Origin of the sequence: Pedobacter ginsenosidimutans, assembly GCF_001442625.1 — a bacterium.
Lineage (GTDB): Bacteria > Bacteroidota > Bacteroidia > Sphingobacteriales > Sphingobacteriaceae > Pedobacter > Pedobacter ginsenosidimutans.
This window is the reverse complement of the sequence record NZ_LMZQ01000010.1, coordinates 42,970-63,462: the sequence shown is the minus strand read 5'-3', so window position 1 is coordinate 63,462 and position 20,493 is coordinate 42,970. Positions and strand designations below refer to the sequence as shown.

The following is a 20,493-nucleotide window of genomic DNA, read 5'->3' as shown; positions in this document are numbered from 1 at the left end:
GAATGAACCCATCAGTAGCTGTTGTAATTTTAAACTGGAATGGAAAAGCATATTTAAAGCAATTTTTACCCGGAATTTTGCTTTCTGAATATGATAATCTGCAAATTGTTGTGGGAGATAACGCCTCCACCGACGATTCAGTTTTGTTTTTACAAGAAAACTTTCCTACCGTTAAAATTATCCAAAACGACCAGAATTACGGTTTTGCAGGAGGCTATAACAAGGTTTTAGAACGTGTTGAGGCTGATTATTTTATCCTGCTCAATTCGGATGTAGAGGTAACCCCCAATTGGATAAAGCCCGTAATTGATTTAATGGAAAGCGATGTACAGATTGCTGCAGCACAACCTAAAATTAAATGGCAGTTAAACAAGAAACAATTTGAGTATGCAGGTGCTGCCGGAGGTTATCTGGACATCTATTCTTTTCCTTTCTGCCGTGGCAGACTGTTTAATGTATATGAGTTTGACAATGACCAGTACAATGATAAAACGGAAGTTTTTTGGGCCAGCGGAGCTGCATTTTTTGTTAAAAGCAAATGCTGGCAAGAAGCGGGTGGTTTAGATGCCGATCTTTTTGCTCATATGGAGGAGATAGATCTGTGCTGGCGTTTAAAGAACCTCAATTACAAGATTATGTACTGTCCGGATGCCGAAGTTTATCATGTTGGTGGTGGAACACTGCAAACGGAGAATCCTTTTAAAACTTATCTCAACTTCAGAAACAACCTCATCATCATGCAGAAAAACCTACCTGCAGGTGATGCCATTTTCCGAATAACAATCAGGATGTTTATAGATTTTATTGCATGGTGGCACTTTTTGCTTACCGGCAAACCTAAATTTACAATAGCGGTGAGCAAAGGCCACTGGCATTTCCTTAAATCGCTTTCAAAAACGAACAAAAAACGGAAAGCCGTTCAAAAAGCGTATAGCCAACATGCTGGAGTGTATAACAACAGTGTTGTCTGGGCATTTTTTATTAAGAAGATTAAATACTTTTCCAAGTTAACTTAGCGTACTAACGATTCTTCAATGGCCTTTTTTATCCAATAGCCTGTACTCGAAGAAACACCTACACTACTAAATTTTACTTGATTATTTTTATCTATTACAACAGTTGTCGGATAGCGATTAACATTATATTTTTCAGCTATATTACGTGCATCATCTACAATGTTAAATTTAAATGGAGTTTCTTTTAAAAAATCTTTGATTTGATTTTTATCATTATTACAGATTGATAAAAAAACAACATTTTTATTGTCTTTAAATTCATCAAAAAGATCGTTTAGTTGGGGAATTAATATTTTTCCTGTATTTCCGCCGGTAAACCAAAAATTTAGCACCAATGTCTTTCCATTCAAGTTTCTTAGATCGAATTTTTGGCCGTTCATATCCGTAACTTTTACTCCTGTAAAAACCTGATCAAGCATAAAAACATCGCTTGGTGTTGGCTTTGTTATACTTTCAAAGTAGGCAACCTTCTGGGATTCGGTTAACTCAACAATTACGTACTCTGGCTTTCCGCTTTCGGTTTTTGTTTTCCGATCGCGTAATCCATATTTGCCGGTGGCCATCAGCTTTTTCCAAACTTGATAAGGATAAACCAAGCCATCTTCTCCCCTCACAACCGATTGCTCGTTGAGTACATTTTTCTTAGGATTATTATCTTGCGCAGAAGAAAAAAGAGAACAAAATAACAGAGCGATTAATAATAGATTTCTGAGCATATTTATAAGAAATCTAGATCAACAAACTTTCAATAGCCAAACGATAACCGTTCATACCAAATCCAGTTAAAACACCTTGGCAGTTTTTACCGGTTAAAGAAACATGACGATATTCTTCGCGGGCATAAATATTGGATATGTGCACCTCAACCACAGGAGTTTTAATAGCTGCAATCGCATCAGCAATGGCAACGGAAGTATGGGTATAACCACCTGCATTAAGCACTACCCCATCATAACTAAAACCAACTTCATGCAGTTTATTAATAATTTCGCCCTCAACATTACTTTGATAGTATTCAATTTCGATATCCGGATAAACCGTTTTTAATTCTTTAATATAATCTTCGATACTGGTATTTCCGTAAATAGAAGGTTCGCGTACACCTAATAAGTTTAAGTTTGGTCCGTTAATAATTTGTATTTTCATAATATAATGTTGTAACGTTGCAATGTTATAAAAAATCTCAAATAAAAGCATGCTTTGGCCGTCATATATTAAAGGATTTAAATCATATCTAAAGCTAGAGCGGTCGTTATCTGGTAATTCTGTTGATGCCTATCTGGGTGATATTGATAAATTGATCCAATATTTTCAATTTTTAAACGAAGAACCCAAACTAACTGACGTCAATATAAGTGATCTAAAATCCTTTATCTCTTGGTTGAATGAACTGGGTATGCAAGCCAGTACACAGGCCCGGGTAATATCGGGATTAAAAGCTTTCTTCGCCTATTTAATGCTCGAAGATGTAATTTCAAATGATCCTACAGCATTGCTTGAAGCACCAAAACTCAGCAGAAAATTACCAGACACATTAAACATTTACGAGATTAATGAACTTATTGCGGCCATAGATGCCTCAAAGCCTGAGGGCATGCGCAATAAAGCCATTATGGAAGTGTTATACGGCTGTGGCTTGCGTGTAACAGAATTAACCGAACTAAGGATCTCAAATGTGTTCCCACATATCGAATTTATAAAAGTAATTGGAAAAGGAAATAAAGAACGTTTAGTTCCCATTGGAAGCGTAGCCTTAAAACTGCTCGATATTTACATCAACCAAGTACGTGTGCATGCTAACATTAAAAAAGGGCATGAAGATTTCATCTTTTTAAACCGTTTTGGCGCTAAACTTTCACGTATTTCGATTTTTAACCTGATTAAAAGCCTGGCCATAGCGACAGGACTAAAGAAAACAATCAGTCCACACACTTTAAGGCATTCCTTTGCCACACATTTAATTGAAGGAGGGGCCGACTTACGCGCCGTACAGGAAATGCTTGGCCATTCGAGTATTACCACCACAGAAATTTATACGCATATTGATAGAGATTACTTAAGAGAGGTAATTACGCAGTTTCATCCGAGGAGTTGAAGAGCAGAAAGACTAAAGCACCTTTAATTATATATCCTGAAACAAGTTCAGGAGGACAAACGTCGAGTATTTTACTACTCAACAACAAATCTTCTGACCTCCTGCCTCGGACTTCAAACATCTTAAATACCTGCTCTTACCATCCTGTCTTTTCCTTGCATATCCTTCCTTAACTTAATATCAATAAATCCTTTAGAAACTAACATTTCAATCATTTCTTTACTTAAATATTCGTTGATTTCGAAATAAAGTTGCCCGTTAGGTTTTAAGTTTGTTCTTGCAAAATCAGCAATAGCTTTATAAAATATTAATGGGTTTTCGTCACGAACAAACAATGCTAAATGTGGTTCGTATACCAATACGTTATTATGCATATCCGATTTCTCTAAATCCCTGATATAAGGAGGATTACTTACAATGACATCAAATTTTTCTTCAGATTTGAAAGTCAAAATATCTGCTTCAATAAATTTGATTTTCACATTGATCCGTTCTGCATTTTCTTTGGCTACAGCAATCGCATTAGCAGAAACATCCAATGTAGATACTTCAGCTTTTAGCAAATGTTTTTTAAGTGTGATGGGAATGCATCCAGAGCCGGTTCCAATATCAAGAATACTGATTTTGTAGTTAGTGTTAACTAAAAACCGCGAACTGTTATCTGAAATGATCCAATCTACCAGTTCTTCTGTTTCTGGCCTCGGGATAAGCACTTGTTCATTAACTTTAAATACTGCGCCATAAAAATGGGCTTCTTCCAAAATATGCTGAATGGGTTTTCCGATCTGCAAATCGTTAAGGATGCTCAAAAGCTTCTGCATATTGATAAAGCTGATATCGATATCCTTTTGCATGATCAGTTTAGCTGAAGATAAAGCCAAAACTTGCTCGGCAGCAACACTAAATAATGCTTTTGCTTCATTACTATCGTATAAAGGCTCAAGTTCGAGTTCGTAATGTGCCGCTAATTCTCCTATCTTCATATTTACAAAATTACTTAATTGGGATGATAACGGTTCTCTTTTGATAAGGCCATGACTCTTTTTTTACTACTTTTGCCCTAATGAGCGATGAATTTTATATAAAACGCTGTCTTGACCTAGCAGCCATAGCTTTAGGGAATGTTAGTCCGAACCCAATGGTTGGCTGTGTTATTGTTGCAGACGGCAAAATTATTGGAGAAGGATATCATCAGGAATATGGAAAATCGCACGCCGAACCCAATGCCGTTAAAGCTGTTTTTGATAAACATGGTAATGAGGCCGAAAATCTCTTGAAACAGGCTACTGCTTATGTTAATTTAGAACCATGTGCCCATTTTGGCAAAACACCACCCTGTGCCGATTTATTGGTAAGACATCAGCTAAAGAAAGTAGTGATTGGCAATAGAGACCCTTTTTCAGGTGTTGATGGTAAAGGCATCGAAAAACTCAGAAATGCAGGAATTGAAGTGGTGAGTGGAATTTTGGATGATGAATGCCGCTATTTCAACAGAAGGTTTTTTACCAGGATACAAAAACAAAGACCTTATATCATCTTAAAGTGGGCTGAAACTGCGAATGGTTATTTTGCAACAAAAGATGGTCACCAGAAATGGATAAGCGGAGTTTTGGCCAAACGTTTGGCGCATCAATGGCGTGGCGAAGAAGATGCAATCCTGATCGGGAAACAGACTGCCATTATGGATAATCCACATTTAACCACCCGAGAATGGATAGGCAAAAACCCTATCCGTTTGGTAATAGACAAGAACCTTCAGGTGCCAGTAACGAATCATATCTTCAATACAGCAGCCAAAACCATTATCTTTAATGAGGTTAAAACTGATGTTATTGAAAATATCCATTATATCCAGATGGAAGATATGCACTTTTATTTAGCGCAAAAAATCGCTTTTCAGCTTTACCTGATGGATATACAATCGGTAATTATTGAGGGTGGCGCCAATATTTTAAATCAATTTTTAAATACTAACCTATGGGATGAAGCACGTATTTTTACTTCATCTACCAGCTGGGGCGATGGGGTTTCTTCTCCAAATATTAATGGAAATCTGCAGGAAACAGTACAAATCGGAAATGACAAACTCTCTATCTATCTAAACGAAATCAAATAAATGATCTACATTATTTTAAGCATTTGCTGTAGTGTTACCGTAGCTGTTTTATTAAAGCTGGCAAAACGGTACCAAATCAGTATTATTCAAGCCGTTACCATTAATTACTTTGCTGCATTAAGCTTATGTTTTCTTTTTTTTAAGCCCGATGTTAAACTGATCACCTCTACCGCACCATGGCCTATTTATATTGCCCTGGCTATCCTATTGCCATCGGTATTTTTATTCCTTGCTGCATCGGTAAAAAACCTTGGTATTGTTAAAACCGATATCGCACAACGTTTGTCACTATTTATCCCGATACTAGCGGCTTATTTTATCTTTAAAGAAGATTTTAATAACCTGAAAATTGTTGGCCTGGCGATCGGTTTTGCGGCTATTTTTTTAACTTTTCTTCGAAAATCTGGTCAGGAAGAAGGTAGTAAAGGAAGCCTGCTCTACCCCATTATGGTTTTTGTCGGTTTTGGGGTAATCGACGTCCTTTTTAAACAAATTGCATTATATAAAGAATTACCTTACACTACCTCGCTTTTTGCTGTTTTTTGCCTGGCATTTATTGTTTCATTGCTTATTGTAATTTCGATGGTAGCGGCTGGCAAAATAAAAATACAATTGGTAAATGTGGTTTGTGGATTTATTTTAGGCTTCTTCAATTTTGGCAATATCCTTTTTTACATGAAAGCCCATAAAGCGCTGGCAGAAAATCCATCTACCGTTTTTGCAGCGATGAATTTAGGCGTAATTATAATAGGCACCTTAATTGGTGTTATTGCTTTTAAAGAAAAGCTGAGCAAATTAAATTACGCAGGTATAACTTTGGCAATTGCAGCCATTATCTTCATTACACTATCACAAAATGCTGTTCGATGATTCTTATAAAACTATCGAAAGTGCCTCAGAGGGTATCTTTCGAGATAAAGGGAGCAAATTTATTGCATACGCCTATCCAATCCGTAGTGAATTAGAATTAAAGCCGATTATTAACAAACTTCGCGCAGAACATGTTAAGGCCAATCATTTTTGTTATGCATACCGCTTAACACCAGATCGATCTGTTTATCGAATGAATGATGATGGAGAACCTTCGGGTACTGCAGGCAGGCCAATCCTGAACTGTTTGTTATCAGAAGACCTGACTAATACCCTAATTGTTGTAGTGCGTTATTTTGGAGGTACATTACTTGGCGTACCAGGTTTAATTAACGCATATAAAGCATCTAGTATACAAGCAATTAAAGCATCTACAATCATTAACAAAACGATTAACGATGTTTACGAAGCGCATTTCGATTACCTTCAGATGAACGATGTAATGAAGTTGAGCAAAGAGGAGAACTTACAGATTTTGGCGCAACAATTTGATACGGATTGTATATTGAAATTTGAAGTAAGAAAAGCACAACTCAATCAGGTTTTAAGTAAATTTGATAAAATTGAAGGTATTAAATTAAAATACCTTCAGACTGTTTAATAACCACAGATAAAAACTGCGTTGATCAGCGAAATCCGTGGGCAAGATAAACCAAATATGAAAATATCCGAAAGCGACTTAATCATCAATCCTGATGGCAGCATATACCACCTAAACCTTTTGCCTGGTGATATTGCTGATACTGTAATTACCGTTGGCGATCCTGACCGTGTTGGGGAGGTAAGCAAATATTTCGACAAAATAGAGTTTAAAAAAGGTAAACGCGAATTTATCACCCATACCGGTTATCTAGGCAAAAAACGCGTTACTGTACTCTCAACAGGTATTGGTACTGATAACATTGATATTGTTTTTAATGAGTTAGACGCACTGGTTAATGTTGATTTTGAAACCCGTGAAATTAAAAAAGAGCTTACTTCAATAAATATTATCAGAGTCGGTACCTCTGGGGCCGTTCAACCGGATATTCCAATGGGGACGATTTTAGCTTCTTCTTACGGCTTAGGGATGGATGCCTTAATGAATTATTACCTTCAAAAATTATCTGGTGATGAACAGATTTTAATGGATGATATCAAAGCACACTTTGGGCATCTTAAAAATATCAATCCTTATTTAACCGCAGCGAGTGAAACATTATTGAATACGATTGGAAAAGACATGGCGAAAGGCATAACCATTACGGCGCCTGGTTTTTACGCTCCACAGGGTAGAATTGTACGTGCTAAAAATGCAGTTCCCGATTTTATTGACTTAATTAACAGTTTTAAAAGCAATCAGCACCGCATTACCAATCTGGAAATGGAAACCGCAGGGATTTATGCACTGGCCAAAGTTTTAGGTCACAACGCAATTTCAGTAAATGCCATTTTAGCCAGTCGTGTAAATTTCGAATTTAGCAAGGAGCCAAACAAAATTGTAGAGCAAGCGATAAAAATGGTGCTTGAAAGAATTTAAATAAAAAACTATTGAATGTCAGATGTTTCCATCTAAGATCACTGAAGTATCTTAAATATAAATGGCAATTGTTTATGGCCAATGATTAAATCAAAACCCACAAACAATTACCATTACATATATGATTAAACCTTACGGATATTTTCTTTTACCAATTCATTGCCTTCAGCATCTAAATAAGTACAGGTCATTTCTTCAAGATCGGTTACCCATTTCTCTACACCCGCATCTGCAGCTTGCTTGCAAAAGGTAAAATAATCGGTTTCTCCCTGTTGATGTATTTTCAAAGCATGTGTTAACTTACCAGCAGACGGTTCATCATTTATAATCAAACTCGGATATTCATCAGGACTGATCTGTTCTGCATTATCTTCATCATCAAAATAAATCGACAAGCCATTGGATACATATACATCGTTTCGCTTAACACCCATTTCCTTAATTTCTTTAATAAACTGAGGGAAATCTGCACCAGTTTTAATTTTTGATTCTGCTGCCCGGATGTCTTCGATGGTAAACATAATTATTTGATTAGTGAAACTTTGTAAATCGTTGTTTGCGTATACAGATCTTCTGGTCTCAAAATAGTGCTCGGAAACGCTGGAACATTAACTGCATTTGGATGATGTTGGGTTTCTACACAAAATGCCCCGTAACTTCCATAATCTTTTCCACCTTTACCATTTTTAACATCTAAATATTTTGCAGTATACAGATGCGCTACCGGTTCTGTAGTATATACACTTAAAACTAAACCACTTTCTTCTTCAATTGTTTTACTTGCTAACGATAAATCGCCATAGATTTTATCCAGAACGTAGGTTTGGTCGTAACCTTCTTCCTCATCCCAATCCTGACCTATCGCTTTAGATTTTGTAAAATCCATGTGTGTACCTTCAACAGGGATCAATTTACCCGTTACAGAATAGTTGCTGTCCTGCTCAAGGTAATTTGAAGCAAAAATCTGCTGTTTGTGGTTTTTAATATTACCTCCGTTTGGTGCTAAGTTAAAATAACCATGATGTGTTAAATTAATTGCAGTAGCCTGATCAGTTTCTGCTTCATAGCTTAAAATCAATTCATCATTTTCGGTAAGTTCGAAAGTTAAATCAATGATCAGGTTTCCAGGAAAATTCTCTTCGCCATCTACACTTTCATATTGTAACGTAACTGACGATTGTGGTCCATCACCAATTTCAAGAACATCCCAAACTTTTTTATCAAATCCTACAATACCGCCATGTAAGGTATCTGTACCTGCATTTTGTGCCAATTGGTACGTTTCTTCATCAATGGTGAACCTGCCATTTTTAATGCGGTTTGCATAACGACCAACTACGGCACCCAAATAGGCCCCATTTGCCAGATAAGCCGGATCAAGATATTCATCAAAAGTGTCGAAACCAAGAACGATATCCTGCTTTTCGCCTTTAGCATTTTTAACTACAAATTTGTTAATAATCGCACCATAATTGAATATTTTCACATAAGTGCCTTTACTGTTGGTTAGTTCGATTGCGATAACTTCTTCGCCATCAATAATTTTTCCGGTAGGTATTTGCTGAACGCTCATAAATTGTAACTTAGGGCTTTTGTTTCCTAAACAAACATACTATTATTAATGCTTTTTATAAATATATTTTAGCCGAATGAACATTAACCTTGAGGAAAAATTTGCTGAGCAATACCACAAAAAAGCTGATGCCGTTTATTTTACCCCCGGGCGTGTTAACCTCATTGGCGAACACATCGATTATAATGGCGGTTTGGTTATGCCCTGTGCCATTACCCTGGGAACCTGGGTAGCTATTGCCCCAAATAATGATCACAAATTCAGGTTTAAAAGCTTAAACTTTGAAATTCAGACCTTAGTTGAAAGTAACATTGTAAACGATAAAGATGGCAGCTTATGGGCCAATTACCCTATAGGTGTGATCAACGAATTTATTAAGGATGGAAAAGAAATTAATGGAGTAGATTTTCTGTTTTATGGAAATATCCCAATCGGATCAGGGCTCTCCTCTTCAGCATCTATAGAAATTGCCACTGCTTATGCTTTAAATTCTTATTTTGATCTTGGTTATGACCAACTGGAACTGGTTAAAATTGCCAAACGTGTTGAGAATGATTTTATAGGCCTAAATTCTGGTATTATGGATCAGTTTGCAGTTGCATTTGGCGAAAAAAACAAAGCAATTGTTTTAGACTGTGAGACCTTAAAATACAAAATGGTTGATGTTGACCTGGGCAAATATGTTTTGGCCATCATCAATACCAATAAACCAAGAGAATTAGCAGATTCTAAATACAACGAGCGTGTGGCAGAATGCCAAACTGCCCTGAAATTGCTGAACCAAGAAATAACACTTCATTATCTTTGCGAATTAACTGCTGAGAAATTTGCTTTACATAGCCATTTGATAACAGATGAAACTATTTTAAACCGTGCAACACATGTGGTTAAAGAAAATGATCGGGTTCATTTGGCTGCGAAAGCCTTAAACGGCGGAAACCTTGAAGAATTTGGTCGCTTGATGTATGCCTCTCACGAATCGTTAAGAACACTATATGAAGTAAGCGGAAAAGAATTGGATACAGTTGTTGATTTTTGCACAGATTATGATCACGTTATAGGCGCCCGTATGACTGGTGCCGGATTTGGCGGATGTGCGATAGCTTTGTTGGAGAAAGGCTTTGAAGAAGACTTCGCAAAACAACTGACAAATGATTACGTAGATAAGATTGGCTACCCCGCCACAATTTACATTAGCGAAATTGGTAATGGCCCACATTTAACAACAGATACTTATAGATAAGCACAGCTCCGAAATTATATCCAATCGGTGTAATCAATCAAAATAATGAGAAAATTAAAATTAGACGAGCTTAATCGGCCAGATATTGAAGAATTTAAAGCACAGGAAAAATTACCTGTTGTGGTGGTGTTGGATAATGTGCGCAGTATGCACAACGTAGGTTCTATATTCCGTACAGCAGACGGATTTGCATTAGAAAAAGTTATCCTTTGTGGTATAACGGCTCAACCGCCGCACCGCGAAATTGAGAAAACAGCACTAGGTGCTACGCAATCTGTTGATTGGATTCATTATACCGATACTGTACAAGCTGTTGATACCTTAAGGGCCTTAGGTTATGAGATCATTGCAATAGAACAAGCCGAAAACAGTACTATGCTAAACACTTTCCAACCCGATCAGGGTAAAAAATATGCACTGATCTTTGGGAACGAGGTTGATGGTGTGAGCGATGAAGTGATGGCAAAAATTGATGAATGTATCGAAATTCCTCAATTTGGAACCAAACATTCCTTTAACATCGTAATCTCTGCCGGTATTGTTTTTTGGGATTTCTTTGCTAAATTGAGGCTCTAGGTGCAATGATGGAAAATTTACTATTAAAAAAACTTCAGGTTAAACCTAACTACATCGTTAGGGTAATAGATGCACCCCAAGATGCGGTTACCATTTTTGGTGAGGTCGATCCATATATTGCTATAAAATATACTGAAGAAGTTTATTTTAATGTATTAATCACTTTTACCACAAGCATAGATCAACTTAACCAGCAAATTGAAAGTAATATTTGCCATATTGATGCAAAAACTATTTTTTGGGTATTCTATCCTAAAAAATCTTCAAAAATCAAATCTGATCTTGATCTGATGAAAAGCTGGCAAGAGCTTAAAAAATTTGGTTTAACACCCTGTGCTTCTGCTGCAGTAAATGAAACCTGGACTGCCCTGCGTTTAAAATTCATCACTGAGGTAAAACCATCAGGCATGAGAAATGATCATATTAAGGCAAATGAATTTGGAGAATATATCGATCCAATAAATAAAACCGTTAAACTCCCTGAAGATTTAAAAATCTTTTTAGAAAACCATTCTAAAGCATTAGACTACTTTAACCAACTCGCTTACTCCCACAGGAAAGAATATGTACTTTGGCTTTTATCTGCAAAACAAGAAAAGACGCGTACAAACAGACTCGAAAAAACACTGGAGATGTTATTGAACAATAAGAAAAATCCGTCAGACAAGTAGGATTTAAACTACCACACAATGGTTCTTTTTTAAATTCTGTATAGAATACTATACAAAAACCAGCATGATTTCGGTTGCATGGTAACATTTTTGTGAAATTAATTTATACTCCTAATCTTCTGATAACATGCTATTTGTAAGAAAAGTGATGATTTTGGCAGGGTTTTTTCTTAGTCCATGCAAAACAGTATGGAATAAAAACTGTTAAGAGACTAAATATTACAAAATAGAAAAACATGAATACAAGAATTACTAAATCAACAATGTTGATTGCTTTATTAGGTTTATCATCACAATTATTTGCGCAGGAAACGCCAACTACTACAACTGGTTCCAGGTTTGGAGAAAAATCTTTTCGTACCTGGAGCGTAGGTGTACATGGAGGCATACTTTCTCCTAATACTATTTTCGGTTCGGGAAGTGTTAGAGCAAAAGAATTTAAAAGTATCGGTTACGGAGTAAATGTTAGAAAGCAAATTTTACCGTCTTTAGGTTTGCAGGCTGATTTTTTAAGAGGTGATATCAAATCAACAAACGGAACTACTGATTTTCAACAAAGTGTTGAATGGTCTGGCGCGTTAACCGCTGTTTTTAACGTTGCTAATATCAACATTAATCAAGAAAATGCAGTTTTAATTCCCTATTTAAAGGGTGGTGCTGGTTATATGTCATCTGATTACAGCACAAGCGGAGCAATTGTTAGCGAAAGTAAAGGCAGAGAAGGTTGGTTTATCCCAGTAGGTGCTGGTGTTAAACTGGGTGTTGCAAAAGGAATCAATATTGATTTAGGTTATGATGTTAATTTCATTAAATCTCCAGAATCTTTACCAAAAAGCAGATTCGCTTATGCACACGCTGGTGTAGAATTTGCATTGGGTAGCAAAGACAAACCTCAGTTGCAAAACTACAGCTCGTTAGCAAACTTACGTAAAGAAAGTGCTGAAGAAAGTGCTGAATTAAGAAGAGCACTATCAACTGCTGAGCAAAATGCACAACGCGATAGAGAACAATATGCTAAAGATTTAGGCGATGATGATAATGATGGTGTAGCAAACAAATTCGACAAATGTCCTGGTACCGCATCGGGTACTGTTGTTGATGGTTCTGGTTGCCCAATCAAAGTTCAACGCGAAATCATTAAAGAAACCAAAGTAATTACAGAGGCCGATCGTAAAGTGGTTAGAGATGCGATTTCTAACTTAGAGTTCGATTTAGGTAAATCAACTATCCGTCCTAAATCGTATGCTACTTTAAATCGTGTTGCTGGTTTATTGGTAGAGAAAAACTTTAGCCTAAAATTAGCTGGTCATACTGATAATACTGGCGGTAGAGAATTAAACTTACGTTTATCTAAAGACAGAGCAGAATCGGTAAAAGCTTATTTAGTATCTCAAGGTGCAAATGCATCAAGAATTGAAGCTACAGGTTACGGACCTGACCAGCCGATTGCAACAAACAAAACTGCAGCTGGCCGTCAACAAAACCGTCGTGTAGAGTTTACTTTATACTAATGGTAAATAACGGTTAACAAAAAAGCTCCCCAGATTAATTTCTGGGGAGCTTTTTTATATTCGTAGCTTTCCGCTGCGCTACAGGTCAGGGTGACGCCCCTTGTTAAGACAATCCCTTTTTATTCTTATAAGTCATTTTGGCTTTTGTGCCAGCGCTATAATTGTAGTTTTTCAAGTTACTGGCCTTCTTTTCGTGAAAAGCTGCTCCACGGTCTGTATCCTCATCTTCTTCAGTTTTCTTTTTCTTTGGCTTAGCAGCTGCATCAACTACTTTCAAATCTTCTGGTAATTCCATTACCTCCAATTTCTGACCGATGGCCTGTTCAATTTTTTTCACCTCAATCAATTCGATATCGGTAGAAAAAGTAATTGCCACAACATCTTCATCACCATGTTTAACAATGCGTTGAATTAACATTTCTTTCTGCTCTGGCAATTCAAAATGCAAGATAAAAGGAATTCCTTCAATATTAAGTTCACCTAAATTCTCATTGGCAACAATTAAAACTCTTGCCTCTGGGTTATCTTTAAAGTCTTCAATATCATCATAGCCTTTATCATCAAAAAACAGCGAGCGATAGATACTGATCTCACCTTCTTTATGCTGATTAAAGTTTTTATAAACTGTTTGTGCGGTTAAACGTGTATTTACAAAAACCACAACTTTATCAAAAACCTCAGTATCGTTTAATAATAAGGTTAAAAGATTAAGCTTTGTTCTGAAATTAGGCACCTGATAAAGCATCTGTTGATAAACTTCTGCCTGCTTTTCACCTATTTCATCTACCTCGATGGTTGTGGTAGAATCTTTCATGAAAGGCGAAATCATATGGTTCAATTTCTCGTGCATTACCTCGGTAAACACCACATGCTGAGATTTATAAGCACTGTTGGCCAATTCTACAACAGGTAACTGCAAGCCTTTTTTCACAATAAGTTCTGCATTATCTACAATAAACAACTGTATTTTATTTGTATTTAATGCTAGTTTTAAATATAAAGCACGAGCCCTATCGGGTACTGCAACAATAATATCAACTCCATCCGTTATCTCATTCATTTGTGTATCAACAGCGCCACGGCTATCGATTCCCAAAATCCTGAAGGTATTGTTACGGTTCAATAATTTAAATTGCTCCAAAACATGATCAACATGTTCTGCATCTGGCACTAAAATTAAAGCCCTTGGCGCTTCCTCAAAAGCGTACTTCAACTTCATTAAAGTAGCTAAAACATAAGTTGTTGTTTTTCCCGAACCCTCCGGTCCCACCGCTATAACATCTTGTCCACCTAAAATTCGCGACATTGTTCTGGCTTGGATTTCTTTTGGAGTTAAAAATCCTGCATCAGTCATGGCCGCTACAAGTGGTTTGCTAAGTTTTAATTTATCTAAAGACACAATTACTATTTTAATGTTTGAACTGCAAATATCCTTAAAATAATTAGCTTTTCTGAAATTGAATTTAAAGGCTTGGAAATGAATGATGCAAGTTCATGCCTCCTATAGTTCTACTATCCACTATAAACTGAATAAAATCGGATCCGTTTTTATTCAGTTTATTTAGTTCAGACCAGTATCTCTAATAAAACAGCCGATCCTATAAAAATTATTTTACTGAAAATGAAACAGTTGTAATATTTTCCAAAATAAAAACTACTAAATCTATAGATATTATATACTTATTTCTATATTTGCTCAACATTAATCATTAACAAAAAATATGTTGAATAATTAAAACGCTAAAATCATGTCCATTTATTTTCAATACCCAGCTATAGATGAATATCCGAAACTCATTTATCCGTTACAAACAGAACCAGATGAGCCAGCGTTTGCAAAAGATGAAGATAGCTTAAATAAAGAACAGATTCTAGAACTAAGAGATTATTTGGCACTAAAGCAGTTATAAAACATGGCCAGTTGACCGATTGGAAGGTTGGAGTTTCATAAACTCCCTACAATGGTTCGAATCCATTACTAGGCCGCAAAGTGTATCTCATAGCACTTTACCCTGATTCTGCTCAATCAGGCAAGATTTGGTTATCTTATATTTGTTTTGTTGTTAGCAAAGGCTATCCGCGATGGGTAGCCTTTACCTTTTTAGGTAGATACTGTCATCCTGAGCAAAGCGAAGAATCTTGATCAAATATCCTACCTTTTAATTACTTAAAAGCGCAGTTCAGTGCTCATAGTACGGGGCTGCTCCTGCTGTACACTCAATCTTTTTGGAAAGCTTTCGAAAATACAATATAACGGAGCCAAAAAGTATTTCCGCTTCCATCAGGGCTATTTAGCAGATGTAGTGAAACAATGCAAGAAAAGTTATATTACTATTACTAAGCCAATTATTATTAAATAATTTGTAAACCCAATGGTTAAGTGCAATGCATTACTTAATGCCCTTAACTTCTTAATGATGAAAAAGCATATTTTTCGTGCGTTCTGTAAAGATGGTTAAAAATATTTTTTTCAAAAATCTCAAAACTTTTTATTTCATTCTGGGTTATTTATATAATTCACATTATACTAATCTTTTACAGATTAATTTGTTTGGTTTAAAAAAGGGATTTATGGATATAAATCCCTTTTCTTTTATGCGAATATTTTAAATCCTATATTAGCCCAATCAATATTACATCCATATTTTAGATGAACAGAAAACATTTCCTTTCTTCATTTATTGCGACTGCAACTGTACTTCCTGCTTTTAAAACACTCGCCAATACCGTTGAAACTGAAAGTTCATCATTTAAGATCCCTCCTTATTTAAAATCTGGCGATACCATCGGGATTACGAGTCCTGCAGGATATATTACACAAGAACAAATCCAACCTTCAGTTTTACAGATGCAAAGCTGGGGATTTACCGTAAAAGTTGGCAATACTATTGGTAAACGCGATTTTACCTATGGCGGAACAGATGAAGAGCGACTGGCTGATTTTCAACAAATGCTCGATGACCCGGCAATTAAAGCTATTATGTGTGCCCGTGGTGGTTATGGTTTTGTACGGATAATCGATAAACTCGATTTCTCATCATTTAGAAGAAAGCCGAAATGGATTATTGGCTTTAGTGATATTACCGTTTTACATTGTCATCTGGCTAAAAATTATGGCATTGCCTCTATCCACTCTAAAATGTGCAATAGTTTTCCTGATGATTGGAGTAAAGCCGAACCTATACAGATTGAAACGATTTTATCTGTAAAAAATGCTTTAATTGGTGAGCAAATGGGCTACACTGCCCCTATCAACATTAATAACAAACAAGGAAAGGTTGATGGCATTTTAGTTGGTGGAAACCTGAGCATTATCGAAACTTTGGCAGGCAGTGATTCTGATTTGGATACAAAGGATAAAATCCTTTTTATCGAAGATACTGGCGAATACCTCTACAGCATTGACAGAATGTTGTGGAACCTAAAACGCAGCGGCAAACTGAAAAACCTTAAGGGATTAATTGTTGGTGGCTTTAAAGTTAAACCTGATGATGTTGGCGAAGAATTCGGCAAAACCATTTATGATAGCATTTTAGAAAAAGTAAAGGAATACAATTACCCTGTGGCTTTCGATTTCCCCGTGGGGCACCAACGAAATAATTTCGCCCTAAAATGTGGTGTAAACCATACCTTAATCGTAAACGAAACGGGTTCGGTATTACGGACGATTTAGCCTAATTTACCATTCGTATTTTCGTCATCTCGACTGGAACCTAGTGGAATGTTCCAAAGGAACTCCTTCGGAGGAGAGATCTACCTCGATAGATTTAGCTTCGCTGAGCCTTCGGGTTCTCGGCTGCGTTGCACCCGATAGCTATCGGGCCCGCTTGAAATGACGAGCTTTTTCATGGTCAAAATAACATACAAGCCTACTTCTTTCTATTAAAACTCAAAACTGACTAATCTCAAAGTTTTAACCTTTCGTCGCAGCATTTTCTGCATTGGTCTCAATTGTTAAAATGCAGTATTAACCGGATATATTTTTGTGTTCAATAGTTCTATAGACACAAAATTTATTCGCCATGCGCAAATACATTAAATATATTGTCGTACTCATTTTGCTTGTAGCGCCTTACGCAATCAAAGCTCAGGATATCCCACAAGTTTGGGATCTAAAAACGGCTATCGAGTATGCCAAAGAAAAAAATATCAGCATCAATACCTTAAAGCTGAGTTCTCAAACGGCTGAACAAAATTTAATCGCTTCAAAAGCAGCTGTACTCCCAAATTTATCTGGAAATGTTTCCCAAGCCATCTCCAATTATAAATCGGGATTGCAAAACACCAGTGGTTTTGGCTTAAGTTCAGATATGACGCTGTACAATGGAAGTTATTTAAAAAATGACATCAAAGCTAAAGAACTCAGCTTACAGACCGCTAATCTATCGGTAGAAGCGGCCAAAAACGATATTACCATTTCCATCACCCAGGCTTATCTGAATATTTTATTGGCCAGAGAAAACATCACCTATTTAAAAGATCTGTTGACCACCAGCGAGGCTCAGGTTAAACAATCAGAGCAACAATATAAGTTTGGAACCATTGCCAAAAAAGATTTGTTGCAGTTACAGGCTACTTATGCTAATGATAAATATACTTTGGTTACTGCACAAAATACTTTACAGCAAAATATTTTAACCTTAAAACAACTGTTGCAATTGCCTACAGCTACTCCTTTTGAAGTAAGCACAACAGATACCGTTGCAGTAGCCCCGGCATTAGATAATTTAGCTTCGGCACAAGATCAGGCCTTACGCACCCGTCCGGAAATTAAAAGTGGAGAATTAAATATACAGCTTCAAACAACCGAACTGGCCAAAGCAAAATCAACCTTACGCCCAACACTGAGTTTAGGTGGATCGCTAAATACAGGTTATAACAATAATAATATCGGCAGTTACGGCTATCAGCTAAATAATAATTTTTACCAAAACTTAGGTTTAACTCTATCAATTCCGATTTTTGATAGAAAAGTAACCAAAACAAATGTTGCCAAGGCTAACATTGGTATTGAGCAGGCCCGCCTATCACTTTTAGATGCCAAAACAACATTGACTCAAAATGTGGAACGTGCTTACATTAACGTACAGAACGCAAACAGCCAGTATGCCGCTGCACAAGAGCAGTTTAACTATACCCGCGAGGCTCTACGCATTTCGAATGCAGCTTTAAAAGAAGGCACCAACAATATTGTAGAAAACCTGCAACAGAAAAATTTATATGTACAGGCTTTACAGGCCTTTGTTCAGGCTAAATATACAGCAAGCCTTTATACCAAGATCTATAATTTTTACACAGGAATTCCTATTACTAACTAAAATACATGATGATGGCCACCGCCTAGTCTACTTAATATCTGGATCATGAAAAAGAAAACAATATTTATTATCATTGGTATCGCAGTTGCATTATTCGCGATTTGGTACTTCGCTTTGCGCAAAAAAGAACAGGTGGTTGTTCTCGAAACCGAAAAACCTAAAATGGGTTATATTTCCGAAAACGTTACGGCCACAGGAAAGGTGCAACCGGTTGATACAGTGGCTGTAGGTACTCAGGTATCAGGAACCATCAAAACACTGTATGCAGATTTTAACTCGAAGGTTAAAAAAGGACAACTATTGGCCGAACTTGATAAAACTTTATTTGAGGCCACTGTAAATCAATATCAGGCTAATCTGGTCAGTGCTCAGAGTGCTTTGGTTTACCAACAGGGCAATTTCAGCCGTCAAAGTAATTTGTATAAAGTTGGCGCGGTAAGTAAAGCAGATTACGATAATGCGTTGTATACTTATAATGCTTCAAAAGCATCGGTTAACAGCATTAAGGCTCAACTTGCTTCTGCTCAAAAGAACTTATCACTTGCCAGTATTTATTCTCCAATTGACGGAACGGTACTCTCTAGAAGTGTAAGCGAAGGAACAACTGTGGCGGCTAGCTTTAGTACACCAACCATCTTCAGTATTGCAAAAGACTTAACTAAAATGCAGGTAGAAGCCTCTGTAGATGAGGCAGATGTAGGCGACATCACAAAAGGTGAAAGGGCAACATTTACTGTTGACGCCTTTTTAAACGATACTTTTAAAGGCACCATACAAGAAATCAGGTTAAGTCCATCAATTTCATCAAATGTGGTTACCTATAAAACCATCATTAATACTTCAAATGATGCGAATAAGTTGAAACCCGGTATGACAGCTAACATCACCATCTTCACCAAAGAAGTTAACAATGCTTTGCTTATTCCTACAAAAGCTATAAAATTTGCTCCAGATTCAACTTTGGCTGGTAAATATCAAATGACCTGGGTTAATCCCAACAGAAAGCCAGCCGGAGCTGACGAGGCATATGTTTGGGTGCAAAAAAATTCAAAAGAACTGATACAAAAAAAGATTAAAACCGGCATAAACGACAATACTCATGTTGAAGTTTTATCAGGGTTAACGGCAGAAGATGTTATCATTACAGGTTCACAGAGCATGGGTAAAAGTCAGGCGGCGGTACAAGGCCAATCTAGTCCTTTTATGCCAAAACGCCCAGGCGGTAACAGAAGAAGATAATGGAACAGAAGATATTAGATATACACGATTTAAAACGTGAGTTCGTAATGGGCGATCAAACCGTCAGGGCTTTGAAAGGCATCACTTTCGATATCAAAGCTGGTGAATTTGTAACCATTATGGGCAGTAGTGGCTCGGGTAAAACTACGCTTTTAAATATATTGGGTTGTTTAGATAAACCTACAGAAGGCAGTTATCTGCTTGATGGTGTAGATGTTAAAAGTTTAAATCGCGATGAACTGGCGGGTTTGCGGAATACCAAGATCGGCTTTGTTTTCCAGGCTTATAACCTGTTGCCCAGAACATCGGCACTGGAAAATGTAGAGCTACCCTTATTTTATAATAAAACCATTACGGCTGAAGAACGTAAAGAAAGGGCCATAAAATCGCTCGAATCGGTAAAACTTGCCGAGCGTTTTGATCATACCCCCAGTCAGCTTTCTGGCGGTCAGCAGCAGCGTGTGGCCATTGCCAGGGCGCTGGTTAATCACCCTGTGATGATTTTGGCCGATGAGGCTACAGGAAACCTTGATACCCGTACCTCTTATGAGATTATGGCCTTGATGCAGGAACTGAATGCAGAAGGAAAAACCATCGTTTTTGTAACACATGAACCTGATATTGCTGCTTTTAGTACCAGAACCATTATGCTTAGGGATGGAAAAATCCAAAAGGATAGCATTAACCAAAATCAACGTTCGGCTAAAGAGGCACTTGCCAATTTACCAGAATCTGATGATTACTAA

21 protein-coding genes are annotated in these 20,493 nt (G+C 36.9%); 15 read left to right on the top strand and 6 right to left on the bottom strand.

All coding sequences use genetic code 11. The features are described 5' to 3' along the window. Positions 1-2: 2 nt before the first annotated feature. On the top strand, positions 3-1,016 hold the full coding sequence (locus ASU31_RS14845; protein ID WP_057933080.1) for a glycosyltransferase family 2 protein: 1,014 nt from the start codon (positions 3-5) through the stop codon (positions 1,014-1,016). On the opposite strand, the gene ASU31_RS14840 is transcribed toward ASU31_RS14845, so the two are convergent. Both ASU31_RS14840 and aroQ read right to left on the bottom strand, forming a co-directional pair. Beyond that, positions 1,013-1,732, bottom strand: coding sequence for a TlpA family protein disulfide reductase (locus ASU31_RS14840; protein ID WP_057933079.1), 720 nt, complete (start codon positions 1,730-1,732; stop codon positions 1,013-1,015). The two genes, ASU31_RS14845 and ASU31_RS14840, sit on opposite strands and share 4 nt — an antisense overlap. A 13-nt stretch (positions 1,733-1,745) precedes the next feature. After that, on the bottom strand, positions 1,746-2,162 hold the full coding sequence (aroQ, locus tag ASU31_RS14835; protein WP_057933139.1) for a type II 3-dehydroquinate dehydratase: 417 nt from the start codon (positions 2,160-2,162) through the stop codon (positions 1,746-1,748). Positions 2,163-2,211: 49 nt separating this feature from the next. On the opposite strand from aroQ, the gene xerD reads away from it, so the two are divergent. Beyond that, on the top strand, positions 2,212-3,111 hold the full coding sequence (xerD, locus tag ASU31_RS14830) for a site-specific tyrosine recombinase XerD (protein ID WP_057933078.1): 900 nt from the start codon (positions 2,212-2,214) through the stop codon (positions 3,109-3,111). Positions 3,112-3,233: 122 nt separating this feature from the next. Here the strand turns inward: xerD and prmC are convergent, their stop codons facing one another. Next, entirely contained in the window at positions 3,234-4,094 is an 861-nt protein-coding gene (prmC, locus tag ASU31_RS14825) for a peptide chain release factor N(5)-glutamine methyltransferase (protein WP_057933077.1), read from the bottom strand. Positions 4,095-4,174: 80 nt separating this feature from the next. Between prmC and ribD the strand changes: the two genes are divergently transcribed. Genes ribD through ASU31_RS14805 form a run of 4 tightly spaced genes read left to right on the top strand, consistent with a single transcriptional unit; the run spans position 4,175 to position 7,616 of the window. Further along, positions 4,175-5,227 carry a bifunctional diaminohydroxyphosphoribosylaminopyrimidine deaminase/5-amino-6-(5-phosphoribosylamino)uracil reductase RibD gene (gene ribD, locus ASU31_RS14820; protein ID WP_057933076.1) on the top strand — a complete coding sequence of 351 codons (1,053 nt, stop codon included), beginning with the start codon at positions 4,175-4,177 and terminating at the stop codon, positions 5,225-5,227. Then, on the top strand, positions 5,228-6,097 hold the full coding sequence (locus tag ASU31_RS14815; protein ID WP_057933075.1) for a DMT family transporter: 870 nt from the start codon (positions 5,228-5,230) through the stop codon (positions 6,095-6,097). Next, entirely contained in the window at positions 6,084-6,698 is a 615-nt protein-coding gene (locus tag ASU31_RS14810; protein WP_057933074.1) for an IMPACT family protein, read from the top strand. Before ASU31_RS14815 ends, ASU31_RS14810 begins: the two co-directional genes overlap by 14 nt. A 57-nt stretch (positions 6,699-6,755) precedes the next feature. Then, positions 6,756-7,616, top strand: a complete 861-nt coding sequence (locus ASU31_RS14805; RefSeq protein WP_057933138.1) for a nucleoside phosphorylase — start codon at positions 6,756-6,758, stop codon at positions 7,614-7,616. Positions 7,617-7,741: 125 nt separating this feature from the next. Here the strand turns inward: ASU31_RS14805 and ASU31_RS14800 are convergent, their stop codons facing one another. Both ASU31_RS14800 and ASU31_RS14795 read right to left on the bottom strand, forming a co-directional pair. Continuing rightward, a complete protein-coding gene (locus tag ASU31_RS14800; RefSeq protein ID WP_057933073.1) occupies positions 7,742-8,137 on the bottom strand; it encodes a DUF1398 domain-containing protein in 396 nt (131 codons plus the stop codon). A 2-nt stretch (positions 8,138-8,139) separates the two neighbouring features. Beyond that, a complete protein-coding gene (locus tag ASU31_RS14795) occupies positions 8,140-9,189 on the bottom strand; it encodes an aldose epimerase family protein (RefSeq protein WP_057933072.1) in 1,050 nt (349 codons plus the stop codon). Between the two features lie 76 nt (positions 9,190-9,265). Between ASU31_RS14795 and ASU31_RS14790 the strand changes: the two genes are divergently transcribed. From ASU31_RS14790 to ASU31_RS14775, 4 genes are all read left to right on the top strand, one after another. Further along, positions 9,266-10,432, top strand: coding sequence for a galactokinase (locus tag ASU31_RS14790; protein WP_057933071.1), 1,167 nt, complete (start codon positions 9,266-9,268; stop codon positions 10,430-10,432). A gap of 45 nt (positions 10,433-10,477) precedes the next feature. Beyond that, on the top strand, positions 10,478-11,008 hold the full coding sequence (locus ASU31_RS14785) for an RNA methyltransferase (protein ID WP_057933070.1): 531 nt from the start codon (positions 10,478-10,480) through the stop codon (positions 11,006-11,008). Between the two features lie 8 nt (positions 11,009-11,016). Then, positions 11,017-11,679, top strand: a complete 663-nt coding sequence (locus ASU31_RS14780) for a YdeI/OmpD-associated family protein (protein WP_167346188.1) — start codon at positions 11,017-11,019, stop codon at positions 11,677-11,679. Positions 11,680-11,915: 236 nt separating this feature from the next. Further along, positions 11,916-13,190 carry an OmpA family protein gene (locus tag ASU31_RS14775; RefSeq protein ID WP_057933068.1) on the top strand — a complete coding sequence of 425 codons (1,275 nt, stop codon included), beginning with the start codon at positions 11,916-11,918 and terminating at the stop codon, positions 13,188-13,190. Positions 13,191-13,293: 103 nt separating this feature from the next. On the opposite strand, the gene ASU31_RS14770 is transcribed toward ASU31_RS14775, so the two are convergent. After that, a complete protein-coding gene (locus tag ASU31_RS14770) occupies positions 13,294-14,589 on the bottom strand; it encodes a DEAD/DEAH box helicase (protein WP_057933067.1) in 1,296 nt (431 codons plus the stop codon). 349 nt (positions 14,590-14,938) lie between these two features. Here ASU31_RS14770 and ASU31_RS27515 point away from each other — a divergent pair, with 349 nt between their 5' ends. The 5 genes from ASU31_RS27515 to ASU31_RS14750 all read left to right on the top strand — a co-directional run bounded on the left by ASU31_RS27515 (position 14,939) and on the right by ASU31_RS14750 (position 20,493). Next, entirely contained in the window at positions 14,939-15,100 is a 162-nt protein-coding gene (locus ASU31_RS27515; protein WP_157258026.1) for a hypothetical protein, read from the top strand. 740 nt (positions 15,101-15,840) lie between these two features. Then, positions 15,841-16,863 (top strand): S66 peptidase family protein, encoded by a 1,023-nt coding sequence (locus ASU31_RS14765; protein ID WP_057933066.1) that lies wholly within the window; start codon positions 15,841-15,843, stop codon positions 16,861-16,863. 349 nt (positions 16,864-17,212) lie between these two features. Beyond that, complete coding sequence (locus ASU31_RS14760; RefSeq protein ID WP_057933065.1) at positions 17,213-18,508, top strand: TolC family protein; 1,296 nt, start codon at positions 17,213-17,215, stop codon at positions 18,506-18,508. A gap of 45 nt (positions 18,509-18,553) precedes the next feature. Next, complete coding sequence (locus ASU31_RS14755; protein ID WP_057933064.1) at positions 18,554-19,747, top strand: efflux RND transporter periplasmic adaptor subunit; 1,194 nt, start codon at positions 18,554-18,556, stop codon at positions 19,745-19,747. Next, on the top strand, positions 19,747-20,493 hold the full coding sequence (locus ASU31_RS14750) for an ABC transporter ATP-binding protein (RefSeq protein ID WP_057933063.1): 747 nt from the start codon (positions 19,747-19,749) through the stop codon (positions 20,491-20,493). Before ASU31_RS14755 ends, ASU31_RS14750 begins: the two co-directional genes overlap by 1 nt.